A 17,271-nucleotide genomic window follows, 5' to 3' on the forward strand; every position below is an offset into this window, starting at 1 on the left:
TGATACCGCGCAAACTGGCACGGACATTGCAAATAGAACCTCCAACAGCGGTCGAGGGCCGTTGAAATCTCAGATTGAAGGCTCGGGAGGCTGGACAGTATCCAGACTGAGCCAAACGGAGGACACAATGATTGCAGTTCCGACTGGCACGGCGGACGAACCGCGCGGCCGTATCCCGCTTTATAAGCATCTCTATTTTCAGGTATTGGTCGCGATTGCCGCCGGTATCCTGCTCGGCCATTATTATCCTGAGCTTGGCACGCAGCTGAAGCCGCTTGGCGATGCCTTCATCAAGCTGGTGAAGATGATCATCGCTCCTGTCATTTTCCTGACGGTCGCAACCGGCATTGCCGGAATGACCGACATGAAGAAGGTGGGGCGCGTTGCCGGCAAGGCGATGATCTACTTCCTGACCTTCTCCACGCTCGCGCTGATTATCGGTCTCATCGTCGCCAATGTCGTGCAGCCAGGTGCTGGCATGCATATCGACCCGGCCTCTCTCGACCCCAAGGCTGTCGCGGATTACGCCACCAAGGCACATGAGCAGAGCATTACCGGTTTCCTCAGCAACATCATCCCGACGACGATTGTGGGTGCGTTTGCCGAGGGCGACATTCTTCAGGTGCTGTTCTTCTCGGTCCTGTTCGGTATTTCCCTTGCGCTCGTGGGCGACCGCGGCAAGCCGGTCACCGACTTCCTGCATGTCCTCACTGCGCCGGTTTTCAAGCTGGTATCGATCCTCATGAAGGCTGCGCCCATCGGCGCGTTTGGCGCAATGGCTTTCACCATCGGCAAATATGGCATTGGCTCCATCGCCAATCTCGCCATGCTGATCGGCACGTTCTACCTGACCTCGCTGCTATTCGTGCTCGTGGTTCTGGGTGCGGTGGCGCGCTACAACGGCTTCTCCATTCTCGCTTTGATCCGCTATATCAAGGAAGAGTTGCTGCTCGTGCTTGGCACCTCCTCTTCGGAAGCGGCCCTGCCAGCCCTGATGAACAAGATGGAGCGGGCCGGTTGCAAGCGCTCGGTCGTCGGCCTCGTCATTCCAACCGGCTATTCGTTTAATCTGGATGGCACCAACATCTATATGACGCTGGCCGCCCTCTTCATCGCGCAGGCCACAGACATTCCGTTGTCATTGAGTGACCAGATCCTGCTGCTTCTGGTGGCCATGCTCAGCTCCAAGGGCGCGGCAGGCATCACCGGCGCTGGCTTCATCACGCTGGCAGCCACCTTGTCCGTCGTTCCGGCAGTGCCGGTTGCGGGCATGGCGCTTATTCTCGGTATCGACCGTTTCATGTCGGAATGCCGCGCGCTGACCAACCTCGTTGGCAATGCAGTCGCCACCATCGTCGTGGCACGCTGGGAAAACGAGCTGGATCAGGACAAGCTCGCAGCCGCTTTGGCTGGTGCGCCGGTCATCACCGATGCCGTGCCACAGCTGGAGCCTGCAGAGTAAACCTTATTCTCCCCCCAAGCAGAAACGGCCCGCTTCATGCGGGCCGTTTTTTTGATACATCGTAAATCTAAATGCCGCCGCCTTCGCCAAGAGAGCTGAAATGTTCAATCATGCGATCGACTTTCGGCGTCAGCCCGGTGAATAATTCAAACGCGCCAACCGCCTGAAAAACGGCCATACCGCCACCATTGACGACACCGCACCCGCGCATTGCCGCTTCGAGAAGAAGCTGGGTCTGAAGCGGGAAATAAACGATATCCGCCACCCAATGCCGGGGCATCAGAAGGCTCGTATCCAGCGGCACGCCGGGGTGCTTGGCCATTCCGGTCGGCGTGGCATGGGCCAGCCCGTCAGCAGCTTCCAGCGTTGCGGCGATATCCTTGCCCGATTCAAACCGGCAGGTTTCATGCCTCGGTGCGAGTTGGGCAATCAGGGCTTCGGTTCGAGCCGCATCAAGATCGAAAACCTGCACGGTTCGCGCGCCCATTGTCGCCAATGCATGCGCAACGGCCACCCCCGCCCCGCCCGCGCCGATCAGCACAACATTGTCGACCCGGGCGTCAGGCAGAGCACGGCGGAAGCCTTGCGCAAAGCCCCACCAGTCGGTGTTGTAGCCCGTCCGGAGGCCATTCTTGAATGTCACCGTATTGATCGAGCCGAGTGCCGCCGCATCCGGCGACAATTCATCGACGAACTGAATCGCCGCCTGCTTGCAGGGATAGGTGATGTTCAGTCCGGCAAAGCCGTCTTTCTCCGCCTGATCCATCAGTTGAGGCAGCGCTTCCACGCCTACGCCCAGCACCGACAGATCGAGCCGATCATAACGGTAATCGATACCGTTCAAACGCCCTTCATGCATATGCATGGCTGGAGTGCGAGAGGCGACAATGCCGCTGCCAATCAAGCCCACGCGAACCGACCGCGTCACTATTTCCGTCACGGAATTTAAACTCCACCCCTATCGTCCCGCCATTATCGCAAGGCAGGTTTCTTTATGGAGAAAATGTACGAACTAGTTAGTCAGGTCAATCTGGCATGACGACTATTTTTGCACAGCGCACGACATTGACCCATTTTGGGCCTCACGATTTCAGATAGGCCAGGATCATATCCGCGATCAGCTTGCGATGCCGTGTCCGGTACTCATCGGCCATCAAATCCCGATCAAAAAGCGCGCCGAATGTATGCCGGTTGGCAACCCGGAAGAAACAGGCAGCGCTGATCATCTGATGCAGGTCCACCGGATCGACCTTGCGCGTGAAAACACCGCTTGTTTCACCGCGTGCCAGAATTCCGGCAATAATCCCGATCACCCCGGAATTGGTGCGCTGGAAAACACTGGAATTCTTCAGATGCTCGGCGCGATGGATGTTCTCGATGCTGACCAACTGAACGAAATCGGGATTGGCGTCGTCGTGATCGAACGTGGCTTCGATCAATCGGCGCATCGCCTCTTCCGGTTCGAAATCCTGAAGCTGAAGGCGGTTTTCGAGCGCCCTGATCTTGGCATAAGCCCGCTCCAGAACGGCCAGATAGAGGCCTTCCTTGCTGTCGAAATAGTAGTAGAGCATCCGTTTGGACGTCTTGGTCTTTTCGGCAATCGTATCAACGCGCGCACCCGAAAATCCCGAATGAACGAATTCCTCGGTCGCGACTTCGAGGATGTTTTCCTTGGTGCTGTCGGGATCGTTTTTCCGTCCCGCGCGGGCCTGTGCAAGCTCCACTGCGCTGTCCATTATGATCGTTAAGCTGTTTTAGAAATGTACGAACTGGTCTGTTATATAGGCGTATAGCGCCGCGAGGGGCAAGCGTGAGCAGCCGGACAGCATGTAATTAAGACAAAACCGACGGCTTGATCTTTTGTACAGCAGCCAATTTGCGGCGCGTTGCCAAACAGCAATATTGTTTCGTATAGACTTATTTGTGTAGATATAATGCAAAGCGCGGTCAGCTTTCCATTGCGCCTTGTTGCATGCCCGGTATAGGAAAGGCTGAATTGAACGTTTGCGCGCTTCATTCGCGACATGCAAGGCCACCCCTTTTTCAGGCCGTCTTGCCCAACCCCCATCGTTGAAGCTGCGCCTTCGGAGGAGTGAGTATATGCAATATTGCGGCAAGGCGCCTCGTCGGCTTCCCCAGGAGAGAAGACGATGAACGCCCAAGTGAAGCTCGCCCAATCGAGCGAACCCGGTACGACAGCCATCGAGCTGAAGAATGTGCAGATTTCGTTCAAACTGGCCGATGGTGGTCGATTTGATGCGGTTGCCGAAAGCAATCTCAAGGTCGCGGAAAACGAATTCGTCGCCATTGTCGGGCCGACCGGATGCGGAAAATCCACCTTGCTGAACGCCGTGGCCGGTCTTCTGACGCCTGCACAAGGCATCGTCGAGATTAACGGCCAGCGCCTGCAAGGGCTTAATCGCAAGGCGGGTTATCTCTTCCAGCAAGATGCATTGATGCCCTGGAAGACTGTGCTCGACAATGTCGCCATCGGCCTCGAAATTGCAGGCACGGCAAAGGCCGAGGCTCGCAAACAGGCCAAGGAATGGCTTGCCCGCGTCGGGCTTTCGAGCTTCGGCGACCGCTATCCGCATATGCTTTCCGGCGGCCAGCGCAAGCGCGTCGGTCTGTCACAAGTGCTGATCCGCAACCCGAAATATCTGCTGATGGATGAGCCTTTTGGCCCGTTGGATGCGCAAACCCGCGTCATCATGGGCGATTTGCTGCTCGATCTCTGGTCGCAGGACAAGAAGGCGGTCATGTTCGTCACGCACGATCTTGAGGAAGCCATCGCCCTTGCCGACCGCGTCGTGATCATGTCTGCCGGTCCGCGCGCCCGCATCATGGCGGAGTATCGCATTCCGCTCGAACGCCCCCGCGAGATCTCCGAAATTCGCCTCGACAACCAATTCCACGAAATTCACCGTGAAATCTGGGGTGCGCTGAAGGAGGAAGTCCTCAAAGGCTATCAGCAGACCAGCGGAGAACGCGCATGAAAAAGCCCGTGCTGTTTCTGGCGCAGCTCAGTGTCGCTGTCGCCATTGTCCTCGTGTGGCACGTCTTCACCGCCACACATCTTTTCGGCAACCCCGCCAAGGCGAAGTTCTTCTTTGCTGCGCCGGGCGATGTCGCCTTGCGCATCTATAAATGGTTCGCCGAAGGCACGATCTGGTATCACCTCGGCATCACACTCCTCGAAGCCATGCTCGCCTTTGCGATTGGCTCGATTGCCGGTGTTCTGATCGGCTTCTGGTTTGCGCGCAAGCCGATATTGGCAGCTGTTTTCGACCCCTATGTGAAGGCCGCAAACTCCCTGCCGCGTGTTGTTCTTGCACCGATTTTTGCCCTGTGGCTCGGCCTCGGCATCTGGTCCAAGGTTGCGCTTGGCGTTTCGCTGGTCTTCTTCATTGTCTTCTTCAATGTCTATCAGGGCGTGAAGGAAGTGAACCAGACCGTGCTTTCCAATGCCCGCATGCTCGGCATGAACGAGCGGCAATTGCTGCGCAATGTCTACCTGCCATCAGCCTTGTCGTGGATGTTTTCGAGCCTCCACACCGCCGTCGGCTTTGCCGTCGTCGGCGCGGTTGTGGGCGAATATCTCGGCTCATCCGCTGGTCTTGGCTATCTCATCCATCAGGCCGAAGGCGTGTTCGACGTAACCGGCGTTTTTGCCGGAATGCTCGTGCTGACCGTCTTCGTCCTGATCATCGACTGGGGCGTTACCATCATCGAAGAACGCTTGCTTGTCTGGCGTCCGAAGGCGGCAACCCACAACGCATAACGGCGCGTGAATTTATTCAGGAGGAAAATCATGAACATTACTCGCAGAGACGCCCTGCTGGGCGCTGCAGCTCTCGGACTGGCGGGCATTGCTTCCCGTCTGCCAGCCTATGCGCAGGATGCATCGGCAACGCCTGAAAAGGCCGAACTGATGTTCGGTGTCGGCGGCAAGCCATTGTTCTATTACCTGCCGCTGACAATTGCCGAACGCAAAGGCTTCTTTGAAGAACAGGGCCTGAAAGCAACCATCAACGATTTCGGCGGTGGCGCAAAGTCGCTGCAAGCACTGATCGGCGGTTCGGTGGATGTTGTGACCGGCGCTTACGAACACACGATCCGCATGCAGAACAAGGGCCAGGACATCAAGGCCATCTGCGAGCTTGGCCGCTTCCCCGGCATCTGCATCGGCGTGCGCAAGGACCTCGCAGGCGAGATCAAGACCATCGCTGACCTGAAGGGCCAGAATGTCGGCGTGACGGCGCCGGGCTCATCGACCTCGCTATTCCTGCAATATGCGCTGATGAAAAATGGCCTGTCGGAAGACGCGGCCTCCATCATCGGCGTTGGCGGCGGTGCGAGCGCGGTTGCAGCCATCAAGAAGGGCGAAATCGCAGCTCTCGTGCATCTCGACCCGGTGATCACCCGCCTCGAAGTCGATGGCGACATCACCTTGCTGATCGACACCCGTACCGAGGAAGGCACGCGACAGCTGTTTGGCGGCACCAATCCGGCTGCCACAGTTTATGTGCAGCAGAGCTTCATCGATGCGAACCCGATCACCACGCAGCGCGTCGTCAATGCTTTCGCCAAATCGCTGGACTGGATTCACAAGGCATCCGCCGACGACGTTGCCGATGCCGTGCCGGAGGAATATCTGCTCGGCGACCGCGATCTCTACAAAACCGGCTTTGAGAAATCTCGCGCCATGTATTCAGAAAAGGGTCTGATCGCGGAAGACGGTTTCAAGAGCCTCTATGAAATGCTGAAGGCGCTCGATCCGGAACTTGCCAACGCGGATATTTCATTCGAGCAGACATTCGACCCGCGCTTTGTGCAGGCCGCAAAAATCTAAAACAAAAGAAAGACCGGGATCGCTTCAGACCCCGGTCTTTTTATTAATCCAGAACCTGTTGCGGTGAGCGGTTACACGCCGTCGTGGGACGGACGGGCAATGTGCCGTTTCAACAGCGCGGCTGCAAACTCGAAATCCCCGGCTTCAATGGCCTGAAGAATTTCCAGATGATCCGTGCAGGCCTGATGAATGCGCGCGTCGCACAAACGATCAAACTCGCAGGATTCCGTCAGCCGCCGCAAATGGTTCTGCCAGCGGATAGTCTGGGTGAGAAACCGGTTATTCGCCCATGACACCAGTGTTTCATGGAAATTCGCATTGACGTCAAACCAGTAGCCGTCCGGAAAATCGGATATCGAACGTTCGAGTATCTCGATCTGCGTCTTTTTCAGCTCGTGAAGCTCCGACAGCACCGGGCTGTAATCGGCTTGCGTCAGCGCACCGCATTCAATGACCATCCGGAAAGAATCGCTTTCATGGACGGCATGTTCGTTATCGAGAGCTTCCGCAAAGCGCCAGCCATAGCCGGGCAGACGTTCAGCCAGTCCTTCGGCGGCAAAGCGCATCAATGTGCGGCGAACCGTACCGCGCGTTACTTCGAACTGATCGGCAAGGGCGGCTTCGGAAATTTCGAGACCCACCGCACCGGAAGCGCGAGCGGTCATCAGCCTGTGATAGAGGTCTTCCAAATCAGACGGCGGCAAAATCTCGTTGGACAGCTCGTCATGTTCGGGAAAGCGCTGCAGAAGATAACCGCGGTTCGGCGCCTGCGCGACAATTCCCCGCTGCACCAGAAGATGCAGGACCTGTCGGACGGGCGAACGGGAAACGTGCAGCTCGCGCGCAATTGCAGCGTCGGAAATGCGGTCGCCGATCTGCCAGCGTTCCTTGGTGATCAGGGCCAGCATCTTATGGGCAACTTCGACCTGAAGATTGCTCAAACCGGTTTGCGTCACTGTTCCGTCGGCTTTGGGTGCTGTCACGATGATGTTCACGCGCGGTCGATCCTCCATGTCAAATTTATAACAGGAAACGCTTCGCGCGGGAGTTCCATTCACGCAGGGGCACGCCAATGTGATCAGTGCGTGAAGACCGGAAGAAACAGTGATTTTCTGGAAGAATGCCAAGCGTTTGGTGACCGGGGAGCAGTTTCGCTCAACCCGACACGTGCGTCTCAAATCGCGGAAGCGAGGTTCACAATAAAAAACAGGCGACAGATCAGAGACCTGTCGCCTGCCTATAACAATGGACTGGAGGTCACATTATTATCAGTCCGTCTTTTCAAGCTTCGTCAGACGATCCGACACATTTCTGCGCACATGAACCTAGCCAAAGCTTGTTTGGATATCGGGGCATTACCCCGATATCCGGTCTTCATACCCGTTATTAGAACGAGCGCTGGAAGCGAACGATACCGCCCCAAGCGTCCTTCTCGGTGACGCGATCGCGCCATTCGCCACCGAACTTGGTGTACGAAATTTCCGGGGTGATGGTGAAGCCAGGAACGAGCGTGTAAGCAACGTTAGCCGTAGCTGCGGTCTTGCCCCAATCGTCGTGTGCAGCCTGAATGTTGAAGACAGCCTTGTCGGTTGCCTTGAACTTCGCGCCGCCCCAGACAGCCCAATCGCCGCCCCACTGGCCGTAGTTCTGCAGCGGGGATTCTTCCGAAGCGTAACCGCCCTGTACCCAAACCGAGAAACGGTCGGTGATGTTCACGTCGCCGCGAACCTTTGCAGACCACTCTTCGATGACCGAGTCGTAAGCTGCGATACCAGCGATCGAGCCCCAGCCGCCTTCGTACTTCAGACCGCCGAGGATGTGCGGGGTGTAGCCGTCGATGACATAGCCCTTGCCGCCTTCTTCAACAGCCAGGATAGCCGAGAAACCGTTGCCACCCTTATAGGTGTACGAGATCTGACCGGTGGTGTAGGAGCCTGCTGCGATCACGTCATCGTTGATGACGCCGCCGAGGTAACCGGTGAAGGTGTGGAATGCGGATTCGTCGATACCGACGCGGAAGCCGCCGAGCTGGATGTAGCCGATACGGAAATCAACATCGCTCGTGGTCGTGCCGTATACACCGTCTTCACGGCCGTTGAGAGCACCGTAGTTGAAGCGGGTTTCGGTGTAGGTCTTCAGCGTGCCGAGTTCGGTTTCCGAAGCGGTGTGGGTGCGAAGCGTGAAGCGAGCGCCCTTGTCCCAGCCCTTACGGTCGAGACCGGTGTAGACGTCATCGCCGCCCTTTACGTCATAACGGACGTAGCCGCTAATGCGCAGGCAGGTTTCGGTGCCCGGAATGTAGAAGTAGCCAGCGCCGTAAGCATCGCAAACGCGGACATATTCAACTGCTTCAGGTTCCGGCGCAACGATTGCGTCGGCGGCCTGTGCACCGGAAGCTGCAACCAAGGCTGCAGCGGAGCCGAGAAGAAGGCTCTTGATGTTCATTTCTGACCTCCAGGATCAAGTTGATTGAAGTTTCGATTTTTTTACGAGTCGTTTTTTACGATTGCATAATACGATTTTCATTGATGGTTTCGTTAGTCAATGGCGTTTTTTCCTATTAAGATACAGACCGTTACTTCCGAGACGACCGTTGAAAATCTGCAACACTCTAATTAAGCCAAAGCTCATCGAGCCCTCGCTTTTGCGAGGGTTTCAGACTTTCAATGTCCCGACAGTCCGGAACGCTGTTTGGAGGATTTCTGCAATGTCTTCGCCCGACAGCGCCGTTCAGAAGACCGACCCGTTAGGGGCCATGCAGATGACGGAAACGGCTACATGCCGCGTGCAACTTTCACGCATGCGAGCAACATCATGCGCTGCATCGCGCAAGACATTTTCTCACCAGCACCGATAGCCAAACCCGCCATATTTCACCCCTCTTCAACACAGAACCCAAAGCTCGTTGTCCCCCAACGAACTGCGGAATGGCCGGATGCTTCGCCTACTTCTGTTACAATCAGATGACGAACAGTGAGCGCTGCAACCTTTCTCTCCTTTTTTAAAGGAAGAGGAGCAGGTTTCAGCTTATAATTTTTCATTATTTTGCAGGGATTTAGCAAAAACCCCTATCAACCTGTGTATTTTCTTGCACTAACGCTAATTTTCCACGGCGCTTTCGCATAACCAAAGGATGGGCTCGTGAAGGGATCCGCCAAAACACAAATCAGGCGTCCGGAAATTTATACGGGCGACTCGCTGCACCTATCTGCAATATAAAGTCATGGAGAGTCGCGCTGAAATTCGCAGATTTTTGCTTATCAAGCGGCGCGCCATAGAGAATCCGGAATAGATCGGCATCTCCACTCATCCATTATGACATTTATATGTAGGAAATCTGAATTTTCATTATTGATTTACAGAAAATTACATTCATCCAAAGCAATCATTCGTCGAATAATATTCATATAAACTTCATTGGATGACTTTGTTTTGACTCGTTATTAGGGCGTGCGCTCAAAAAGGTGCGCGTCTCAATATCGAGGGTTCTCATGCAGACCAAGGTTTTCAGCGCTATCGGCGCAGTTATCGCTACCGCTTTCCTCGCAAGTCCGGCCGCCGCCGAAAAGACCAAGATCGACTTCTGGTTCGGCAATTCCGGCGATATCGCCAAGCGCGTCGAGGAACAGTGCGACCGGTTCAACAAGTCGCAGAACGACTATGAAGTCGTCTGCACCACGCAGGGCACCTATGATGCCTCGCTACAGAACACGATCGCCGCATTCCGCGCTGGCAAACAGCCGACCATCGCGCAGGTGTCGGATGCAGGCACGCTCGATATCATGCTGTCGGGCGCCTACTACCCGGCAAACAAGCTGATGGCCGACATGGGCTACAATGTCGACTGGAACGATTATTTCTCCGGCATTTCCAGCTATTATGCGACGTCCAAGGGTGAAATGTATTCGTTCCCCTTCAACTCCTCGACCGCTTTGCTCTATTGGAACAAAGACGCCTTTGCCAAGATCGGCAAGGATCACGCGCCTGCAACCTGGGAAGAAGCGGCTGCCGATTTCAAGGCTCTGAAAACTGCCGGTTACGCCTGCCCGTTCGGCTTCGACATTTCCAACAACGAAGTCTGGCAGCTCGTCGAGCAGTTCGAAGCCGTGCATGGCGAACCGATTGCCTCCAAGCGCAATGGTTATGAAGGCCTCGACGCCGAGATGACCTTCAACAAGGGCAAGCTGGTCAATTTCATCAAGGAACTGAAGGGCTGGTATGATTCCGGCGAAGCCGTCATCAAGTCCAAGGCTACCGGTCAGACCTACATCGAAGCTTTCTCCGCTGGTGACTGCCAGGTCATCCTTACCTCGGTTGGCGACCACGGCAATATCGGCCGCACCGCCAAGGAAGGCATGAACTGGGGCGTCGGGATGCTTCCGGTTTACGAAGGCACCGAACGCAAGAGCTCCTTCGTTGGCGGCGCTTCGCTCTGGACGTTGAAGGGCAAGTCGGAAGCCGAATACAAGGCTGCCGCAGCCTTTTTCGACTTCATCGCCAAGCCTGAGGAAGCCCTCACCTGGTCGACGGTCACCGGCTATATTCCGGTGCGTAATTCAGGCTTCGAGTATCTCCAGAAGCAGGGTTTCTATGACAAGGCGCCTTATGCCGGTCGTGAACTCGCCATCAAAAGCCTGACCGCTTCGCCTGCCAGTGACCCGGCACCGCATGGCATCCGTCTCGGCGGCCTTCTGCAGATTCGCCAGGAAATCGCCAACGGCCTGCAGGCCATCTTCATCAACAATGAAGACGTTCAGGCATCGCTGGATGCATCGGCAGAACGCAGCAACCAGATCCTCCGCCGTTTTGAACGCACCTATAAGGGCGCACAGCTTCCCTGATCGTTCAAATCGCAACCTGATCGGCGCTTTCTGCGCCGATCAGTCCCTTTGCATGCACTATCATTCGGCTGCTGCCTTATAAGCGCCGAGGAAAGCGAACGACCTTCCATGGAAAAGCGCGTCACTTTTTCCTCCACGACAATCGGCCTTCTATTCGTATTGCCGATGCTGCTTTTGATCTTTGTCTTCTTCTATTGGCCGAGCGCACAGGCACTTTATTGGGCCTTCACGCTTGAGCAGCCATGGGGCGGCGGCAATGTCTGGGTGGGCTTCGATAATTTCATGCAATTGCTGCAAGACCCGGTCTATTGGGGCGCGATTTCTCGCAGCCTGATTTTCGGTCTCGCCTCGACGTCTATTGCCATGGGTATCGCTCTGGTTCTGGCCCTGATCACGGACCGTGAGCTGCGCGGCAACAAACTCTATCGCTCGGTTTTCATCTGGCCCTACGCCATCGCGGCTCCGGCTCTCGGGCTGGCGTTCCGTTTCATTCTGGCTCCCGAAGCCGGACTTCTTTCGGTCATCAACCAGGTATGGCCCGGTTTGTGGAACCCGGCCCTCGACGGCAAGGATGCAATGATCGCCGTCATCGTCGCCTTTTCCTGGAAATATATCGGCTATAATTTCATCTTCTTCCTGTCAGCGCTTCAGGGCATTCCGCGCCCGCTCATCGAAGCCGCCGCCATGGACGGTTCGGGCCCGATGCGCCGCATCTGGGATATCCAGCTTCCCTTGCTGACACCAACCCTGTTCTTCCTGCTGGTGATCAACATCACCGAGAGTTTTCAGGATTCCTTCGGCATCGTCGATGTTCTGACTCAGGGCGGCCCGGCCCGCGCCACGGAACTGATGGTCTACAAGATCTATTTCGACGGTTTCAAAGGCCTCGATTATTCCGGTGCCGCCGCACAGTCGATCATCCTCATGCTGCTCGTCATCCTGCTCACCATCGTCCAGTTCCGCTTCATCGAGCGGCGCGTGCATTACAAGTGAGGTCAGGATCATGATCGAACGCACCCCCGTCTTCAATTTCATCTGCTACGCGATTCTGGTGCTCGGGCTCATCATCGCGCTGCTGCCATTCGCAATCGTCATCATTGCATCGACGCTCGACATCGCAGCCGTCAACACAGTGCCTATGCCGCTGACGCCGAGCACCCATTTCTGGGAAAACATCCAGACCGCATGGGCGCGTGCGGATCTCGGCACCAAGCTGCTCAACAGCCTTATTTTCGCCGCCGCTGTTGCGGCGGGAAAAGTGATCCTTTCAGCCATGGCGGCTTTTTCGATCGTCTATTTCCGCTTTCGCGGACGCCAGTTCATCTTCTGGATCATCTTCATCACTTTGATGCTGCCGCTGGAAGTGCGCATCGTGCCCACCTACTCGATTGCCGCCAACGCCTTGCAGCCATTCCAGACAATCTTCGATTATTCCGGCATTTCATGGTTGTTCGCGCATATCTTCGGCATCGAAATCAAGCTCGAATGGGGTCTGTTGAACTCCTATACCGGCCTTGTCCTTCCGCTTGTCGCAACGGCAACCGGTACATTCCTCTATCGCCAGTTTTATCTCACGGTTCCCGATGAACTTGCAGAAGCAACCAAGATGGACGGTGCAGGTGCCATCCGTTTTTTCAAGGATGTGCTGCTGCCCCTGTCGCGGCCCAATATGATCGCGCTTTTCACGATCATGTTCGTCTGGGCATGGAACCAATATCTCTGGCCGCTGCTGATCACCACCGATCCTAAATTCGGCATCGCCGTCACGCAGCTCAAGACACTTATTCCCTCCGAATTCGGCCTGCCCGACTGGAATGTCGCCATGGCCGGAACTCTCATCATCATGTCGCCACCGCTGATCCTCGTCATTCTGATGCAACGCTGGTTCGTGCGCGGCCTTATCTCCACCGAGAAATAAAGGATACTCTCTTGGCACCGATCTCCATTCGCGGCGTAAAGAAGAGCTACGGCAAAAACGCAGTCGTTCACGGCGTCGACCTCGAAATCAAATCCGGCGAATTCATCGTTATTCTCGGGCCGTCAGGGTGCGGAAAATCCACGCTTCTGCGCATGGTCGCCGGGCTGGAAGAAATTACTGGCGGTGAAATCGCGATTGACGGCACGGTCGTCAACCAGATGGAACCCCGCGCACGCGGTTGCGCCATGGTTTTTCAGAACTACGCCCTCTACCCCCACATGACCGTGGCGCAGAACATCGGCTATGCGCTCAAGGTTTCCGGCGTTTCAAAGGCCGAGCGTAACCAGCGTATCGCCGATGTGGCAAAGACCCTTGGACTGGAAGCCTTTCTGGACCGGCGGCCTGCCGCTTTGTCAGGCGGGCAACGCCAGCGCGTCGCCATGGGCCGCGCCATGATCCGCGAGCCGAAGGTCTTCCTGTTCGACGAACCGCTCTCCAACCTCGATGCCAAATTGCGTATCGCGATGCGTTCTGAAATTCGTCGGCTGCACCGCAAGCTCGGTGCGACGTCGATTTTCGTGACACATGATCAGCATGAAGCCATGACGCTTGCCGACAGGATCATCGTCATGAATGCCGGCAAGGTAGAACAGGTGGGCACGCCTGCCGAGGTCTATCATCGGCCAGCAAGTCGCTTTGTGGCCAATTTCGTCGGCACGCCGTCAATGAATCTGCTGGAAGGCAAAGTTGGCGAGAACGGCGTACTCGTTCTCAATGGCGGACAGTCGGTTGCCGTACCACCTGCGAAAGTGAATATGCTGGCAGGACAACGCGTGGTGCTTGGCATTCGTGCCGAATCGACACGCCTCGTCTCGCCCGAAAAACCGGGTGCATTGATAGCCACCACCGACTTTGTCGAAGAGCTGGGTGCGAGCCGCGTGGTCCATGCTGATCTCGACGGGACGCTCTTTGCCATCGCACTGACCGAGGCCGCCGATCTCAAAACCGGTGAACGGGTGGGTATCGAGATTGATCCGCAGGCGATCCACCTCTATTCGGCTGAAACCGGCGCAATGATCGACACCGCCGCCAACAGCTCTGCCGCAGCCAAGACCACCACATTTGCGTGAGAACAGCGATGAACCATCAATCTCCATTCACGGAACCGCTTTTTTCTGCCCGCGCTGGCGATGATCGGTCCATCGTGACACAACCCGTCGAAGCGCTTGAGGTGCCGACGTCCTCCTTTTGGGACGATGCGCGACAGGCAGCGCCGACGATGGAAGAACATGACCGGCTGATCGCTCAGCTTCCCTCATTGTCATCCGTTGAGGTCCGCCTGCATGACGCCACAGCGCCAACAGACAAGACCGCCTCACTCTCCATCGCGGCATGGAATGCCGAGCGCCTCAAATACCACACCGGTTCCGTCGCACTTCTGGCCGTGCACCAGCCCGATATCGTGTTGCTGACGGAAGCCGATATCGGCATGGCCCGCTCCGGCAACCGGCATACGGTGGCCGATCTCGCCCGTGATCTTGGCATGTCCTACGCCTATGGCGTCGAGTTTGTGGAAATGGGCCTCGGCGATCCGCGCGAACGCGAATGGCATAAACACGAGACGAACTCCATCGGCTTTCACGGCAATGCGGTGCTGAGCCGCCTGCCTTTGCTCGACGCCGCACTCATTCGTCTGGACGATGGCGGGTTCTGGTGGACCGATGAAACCGACGGCCAGGGTCGCTTCGGCAGCCGTATGGCTATTGCCACGCGTATACAGACCGCGAGCGGACCAATTATTGCCGTCGCGGCGCATCTCGAAAGCAAGAGTGACGCGGAAGACCGTGCACGCCAGACTATCCGTCTGCTCGACGCTATCGACAAGCTGGCCGGAGATCTGCCGGTCGTAATCGGCGGCGATTTCAACACCAATGCCCTGCCGGACGGAACCCGCGACCCGGCCCAGTTCGAGCCGCTGTTCGATGCGCTCGCGCAAAAGGGCTATGACTGGGAAGCGGCCAACGATTTTGCGCAGACGCAGCGCATCCGCCCGGATGGAACGCCACAACCGCCTTTTGCCCGGCTGGACTGGATTTTCACACGCGGTTTCACGGCACAAGAACCGCAAACCATCGCAGCCATCGACAAGGACGGCGCTGCGATTTCCGATCATGAACTGATCGTCACGACGCTCAACGCCTGAATAACCGATAAAGCGCCGCCTTCTGGCGGCGCTTATCCCTTTGAAAGCGCAATCACCGGATCGAGCTGTGAAGCGTTTCGCGCCGGGAGATAACCGAATACGACACCAATCAGCGTCGAACACAGGAAGGCCGCGACAATCGACGTGGTCGAATAGATCAGGCTGAAATTCGAGCTGATCAGGCTGAACAGCAAACCGAAGCCAAGCGCCGTCAAGATACCCAGAACACCACCGATCAGGCAGACGAGCACGGCTTCGATCAGAAACTGCTGCAAAATATCGCTCTGCCGTCCGCCGACCGCCATGCGCACCCCGATTTCCGAAACACGCTCGGAGACGGTGACGAGCATGATATTCATCACCCCGATGCCGCCGACAATCAGCGAGATGATGGCAATTGCCGCCACCAGAAGCGTCAGCGTCTGGGTCGTGCTGGTGATCGTCTTGCGAATATCGTCGGTGTTCAGGATATAAAAATCCTTGGTGCCGTGGCGTTGCAACAGAAATTCGGTGACTGACTGTTCAGCCAGCGCCGTGTCAATCCCGTCTTTGACCTGCAGGGTGATGCTGCGCAGTGAATTGCTGCCCAGAAACCGCGCCTGAACGGTCGTATATGGCAGATAAAGCGACAGGTTCTGGTTGGAGCCAAAACCGCCCTGCTGTGGCTCCATCACGCCGACAATTCGCGCCGGAACATTGCCGATCAAGAGCACCTGCCCGACCGGATTGATATCGGCAAACAGGGCGTTCTTGGTGTTCTGGTCGATCACGACATCCGGCGCAGTGGTCCGCACGCTCTCGTGGTCGAAGAATTGCCCATCGGCAATCTTGCTGCCCTTGGCAACAAAATACTGTTCGCTGACGCCGTTCACCAGTGCATTGGACTCCTGCGAGCCAAAACGCACCGTGCTGCTCGTGGACACCGTTGGCGTTGCGGCAGCAACATAGGGCTGTTTGGACAGTTCTATTGCGTCGGAAACCACCAGCGTGGTGATTTTACCCGATCGCACATCGCCAAAATCCTTACCCGCGAAAATCTCCAGCGTGTTGGTGCCGAGACTGGAAATATTGGCCAGCACCCGCTCCTGCGAGCCGCGCCCAAGCGCCACCACGCTGACGACCGAAGCAATGCCGATGATGATGCCAAGCATGGTCAGGAAAGTGCGCAGCTTGTGCGCCCGCATTGAAAGCAAAGCCATCAGAAAGGCTTCGCGGATAGACCCCATCAACCCGTAGAGCGACAATGTACGCTTGCGGGCCGACGCTGCGTCGTCGGTATTGACGGTGCTTTCGACAATCTCGGTCTTTTCCACCGGACGGTCGGCAATGATCTCGCCATCGCTGATCTCGATGATGCGTTCTGCCTTGCTGGCAATCGACATATCATGGGTGACGATGATGACCGTGCGCCCCTCGGCATGCAGCTCGCCCAGAATGCGCAGCACCTCTTCGCCACTGTGCTTGTCGAGAGCGCCTGTCGGCTCGTCGGCCAGAATGAGGCTGGCATCATTCATCAGAGCACGCGCAATGGATACGCGCTGTTGCTGGCCGCCCGAAAGCTGGCCCGGACGGTGATGCATCCGGTCGCCCATGCCAAGACGTGTCAGCAAGGCCCCGGCGCGTTTGGCGCGCGTTGACGGATCAATCCCGGCATAGATTGCCGGTATCTCGACATTGCCGACTGCCGTCAACTCGGGCAGCAGATGATAACGCTGGAAAATAAAGCCGAAATGCTCGCGCCTCAGCGCGGCCAGCTCATCGACATCCATGGAGGCGGTTTCTCGCCCGTTGATTTCGTAGCTGCCGGAAGTGGGACGATCCAGACAGCCAAGAATATTCATCAGCGTGGACTTGCCCGACCCCGACGCACCGACAATCGCCACCATCTCACCAGCTTCGATGGTGAGGTCGATGTCTTTGAGGACCGCGATAGAGCTGTCACCAGACGGATATTCCCGCCGGACTTTTCTGAGACGGATCAACGGTTCCGTCATG

General features: G+C 56.6%; 14 protein-coding genes. 9 read left to right on the forward strand and 5 right to left on the reverse strand.

All coding sequences use genetic code 11. The features are described from left to right. Nucleotides 1–127 precede the first annotated feature (127 nt). Nucleotides 128–1,462 carry a dicarboxylate/amino acid:cation symporter gene (locus FHW03_RS11420; RefSeq protein WP_182520725.1) on the forward strand — a complete coding sequence of 445 codons (1,335 nt, stop codon included), beginning with the start codon at nt 128–130 and terminating at the stop codon, nt 1,460–1,462. 67 nt (nt 1,463–1,529) lie between these two features. Here the strand turns inward: FHW03_RS11420 and FHW03_RS11425 are convergent, their stop codons facing one another. Beyond that, the gene (locus tag FHW03_RS11425; protein ID WP_377514638.1) at nt 1,530–2,402 is read right to left on the reverse strand and encodes a shikimate dehydrogenase; all 873 of its coding nucleotides are present in this window, start codon (nt 2,400–2,402) and stop codon (nt 1,530–1,532) included. A 142-nt stretch (nt 2,403–2,544) separates the two neighbouring features. Then, complete coding sequence (locus tag FHW03_RS11430; protein ID WP_182520726.1) at nt 2,545–3,198, reverse strand: TetR family transcriptional regulator; 654 nt, start codon at nt 3,196–3,198, stop codon at nt 2,545–2,547. Between the two features lie 414 nt (nt 3,199–3,612). Between FHW03_RS11430 and FHW03_RS11435 the strand changes: the two genes are divergently transcribed. From FHW03_RS11435 to FHW03_RS11445, 3 genes are read left to right on the forward strand one after another with little or no spacing between them, the layout of a single operon-like run. Further along, nucleotides 3,613–4,458: an ABC transporter ATP-binding protein gene (locus FHW03_RS11435; protein WP_182520727.1), complete on the forward strand. Its 846-nt coding sequence runs from the start codon at nt 3,613–3,615 to the stop codon at nt 4,456–4,458. Next, nucleotides 4,455–5,243: an ABC transporter permease gene (locus tag FHW03_RS11440; RefSeq protein WP_078336767.1), complete on the forward strand. Its 789-nt coding sequence runs from the start codon at nt 4,455–4,457 to the stop codon at nt 5,241–5,243. Before FHW03_RS11435 ends, FHW03_RS11440 begins: the two co-directional genes overlap by 4 nt. A 30-nt stretch (nt 5,244–5,273) precedes the next feature. Next, nucleotides 5,274–6,314, forward strand: a complete 1,041-nt coding sequence (locus FHW03_RS11445; RefSeq protein WP_182520728.1) for an ABC transporter substrate-binding protein — start codon at nt 5,274–5,276, stop codon at nt 6,312–6,314. A gap of 71 nt (nt 6,315–6,385) precedes the next feature. Here FHW03_RS11445 and FHW03_RS11450 read toward each other — a convergent pair whose 3' ends face one another. Beyond that, nucleotides 6,386–7,309, reverse strand: coding sequence for a GntR family transcriptional regulator (locus FHW03_RS11450; RefSeq protein ID WP_377514641.1), 924 nt, complete (start codon nt 7,307–7,309; stop codon nt 6,386–6,388). 391 nt (nt 7,310–7,700) lie between these two features. Continuing rightward, nucleotides 7,701–8,759, reverse strand: a complete 1,059-nt coding sequence (locus tag FHW03_RS11455; protein ID WP_182520730.1) for a porin — start codon at nt 8,757–8,759, stop codon at nt 7,701–7,703. A gap of 1,046 nt (nt 8,760–9,805) precedes the next feature. On the opposite strand from FHW03_RS11455, the gene FHW03_RS11460 reads away from it, so the two are divergent. The 5 genes from FHW03_RS11460 (at nt 9,806) to FHW03_RS11480 (ending at nt 15,276) form a co-directional block, all read left to right on the forward strand. Beyond that, entirely contained in the window at nt 9,806–11,155 is a 1,350-nt protein-coding gene (locus FHW03_RS11460; RefSeq protein ID WP_182520731.1) for an extracellular solute-binding protein, read from the forward strand. A 108-nt stretch (nt 11,156–11,263) separates the two neighbouring features. Next, nucleotides 11,264–12,148, forward strand: a complete 885-nt coding sequence (locus tag FHW03_RS11465) for a carbohydrate ABC transporter permease (protein WP_182520732.1) — start codon at nt 11,264–11,266, stop codon at nt 12,146–12,148. A 10-nt stretch (nt 12,149–12,158) separates the two neighbouring features. Beyond that, nucleotides 12,159–13,073: an ABC transporter permease subunit gene (locus FHW03_RS11470; RefSeq protein ID WP_182520733.1), complete on the forward strand. Its 915-nt coding sequence runs from the start codon at nt 12,159–12,161 to the stop codon at nt 13,071–13,073. An 11-nt stretch (nt 13,074–13,084) separates the two neighbouring features. Then, entirely contained in the window at nt 13,085–14,203 is a 1,119-nt protein-coding gene (ugpC, locus tag FHW03_RS11475) for a sn-glycerol-3-phosphate ABC transporter ATP-binding protein UgpC (RefSeq protein ID WP_182520734.1), read from the forward strand. 8 nt (nt 14,204–14,211) lie between these two features. Next, complete coding sequence (locus tag FHW03_RS11480) at nt 14,212–15,276, forward strand: endonuclease/exonuclease/phosphatase family protein (RefSeq protein WP_182520735.1); 1,065 nt, start codon at nt 14,212–14,214, stop codon at nt 15,274–15,276. Between the two features lie 32 nt (nt 15,277–15,308). Here the strand turns inward: FHW03_RS11480 and FHW03_RS11485 are convergent, their stop codons facing one another. Further along, the gene (locus tag FHW03_RS11485; protein ID WP_182520736.1) at nt 15,309–17,270 is read right to left on the reverse strand and encodes a MacB family efflux pump subunit; all 1,962 of its coding nucleotides are present in this window, start codon (nt 17,268–17,270) and stop codon (nt 15,309–15,311) included. Nucleotide 17,271: the final 1 nt, after the last annotated feature.

Origin of the sequence: Ochrobactrum sp. RH2CCR150 (assembly GCA_014138095.1) — a bacterium.
GTDB lineage: Bacteria > Pseudomonadota > Alphaproteobacteria > Rhizobiales > Rhizobiaceae > Brucella > Brucella gambitense.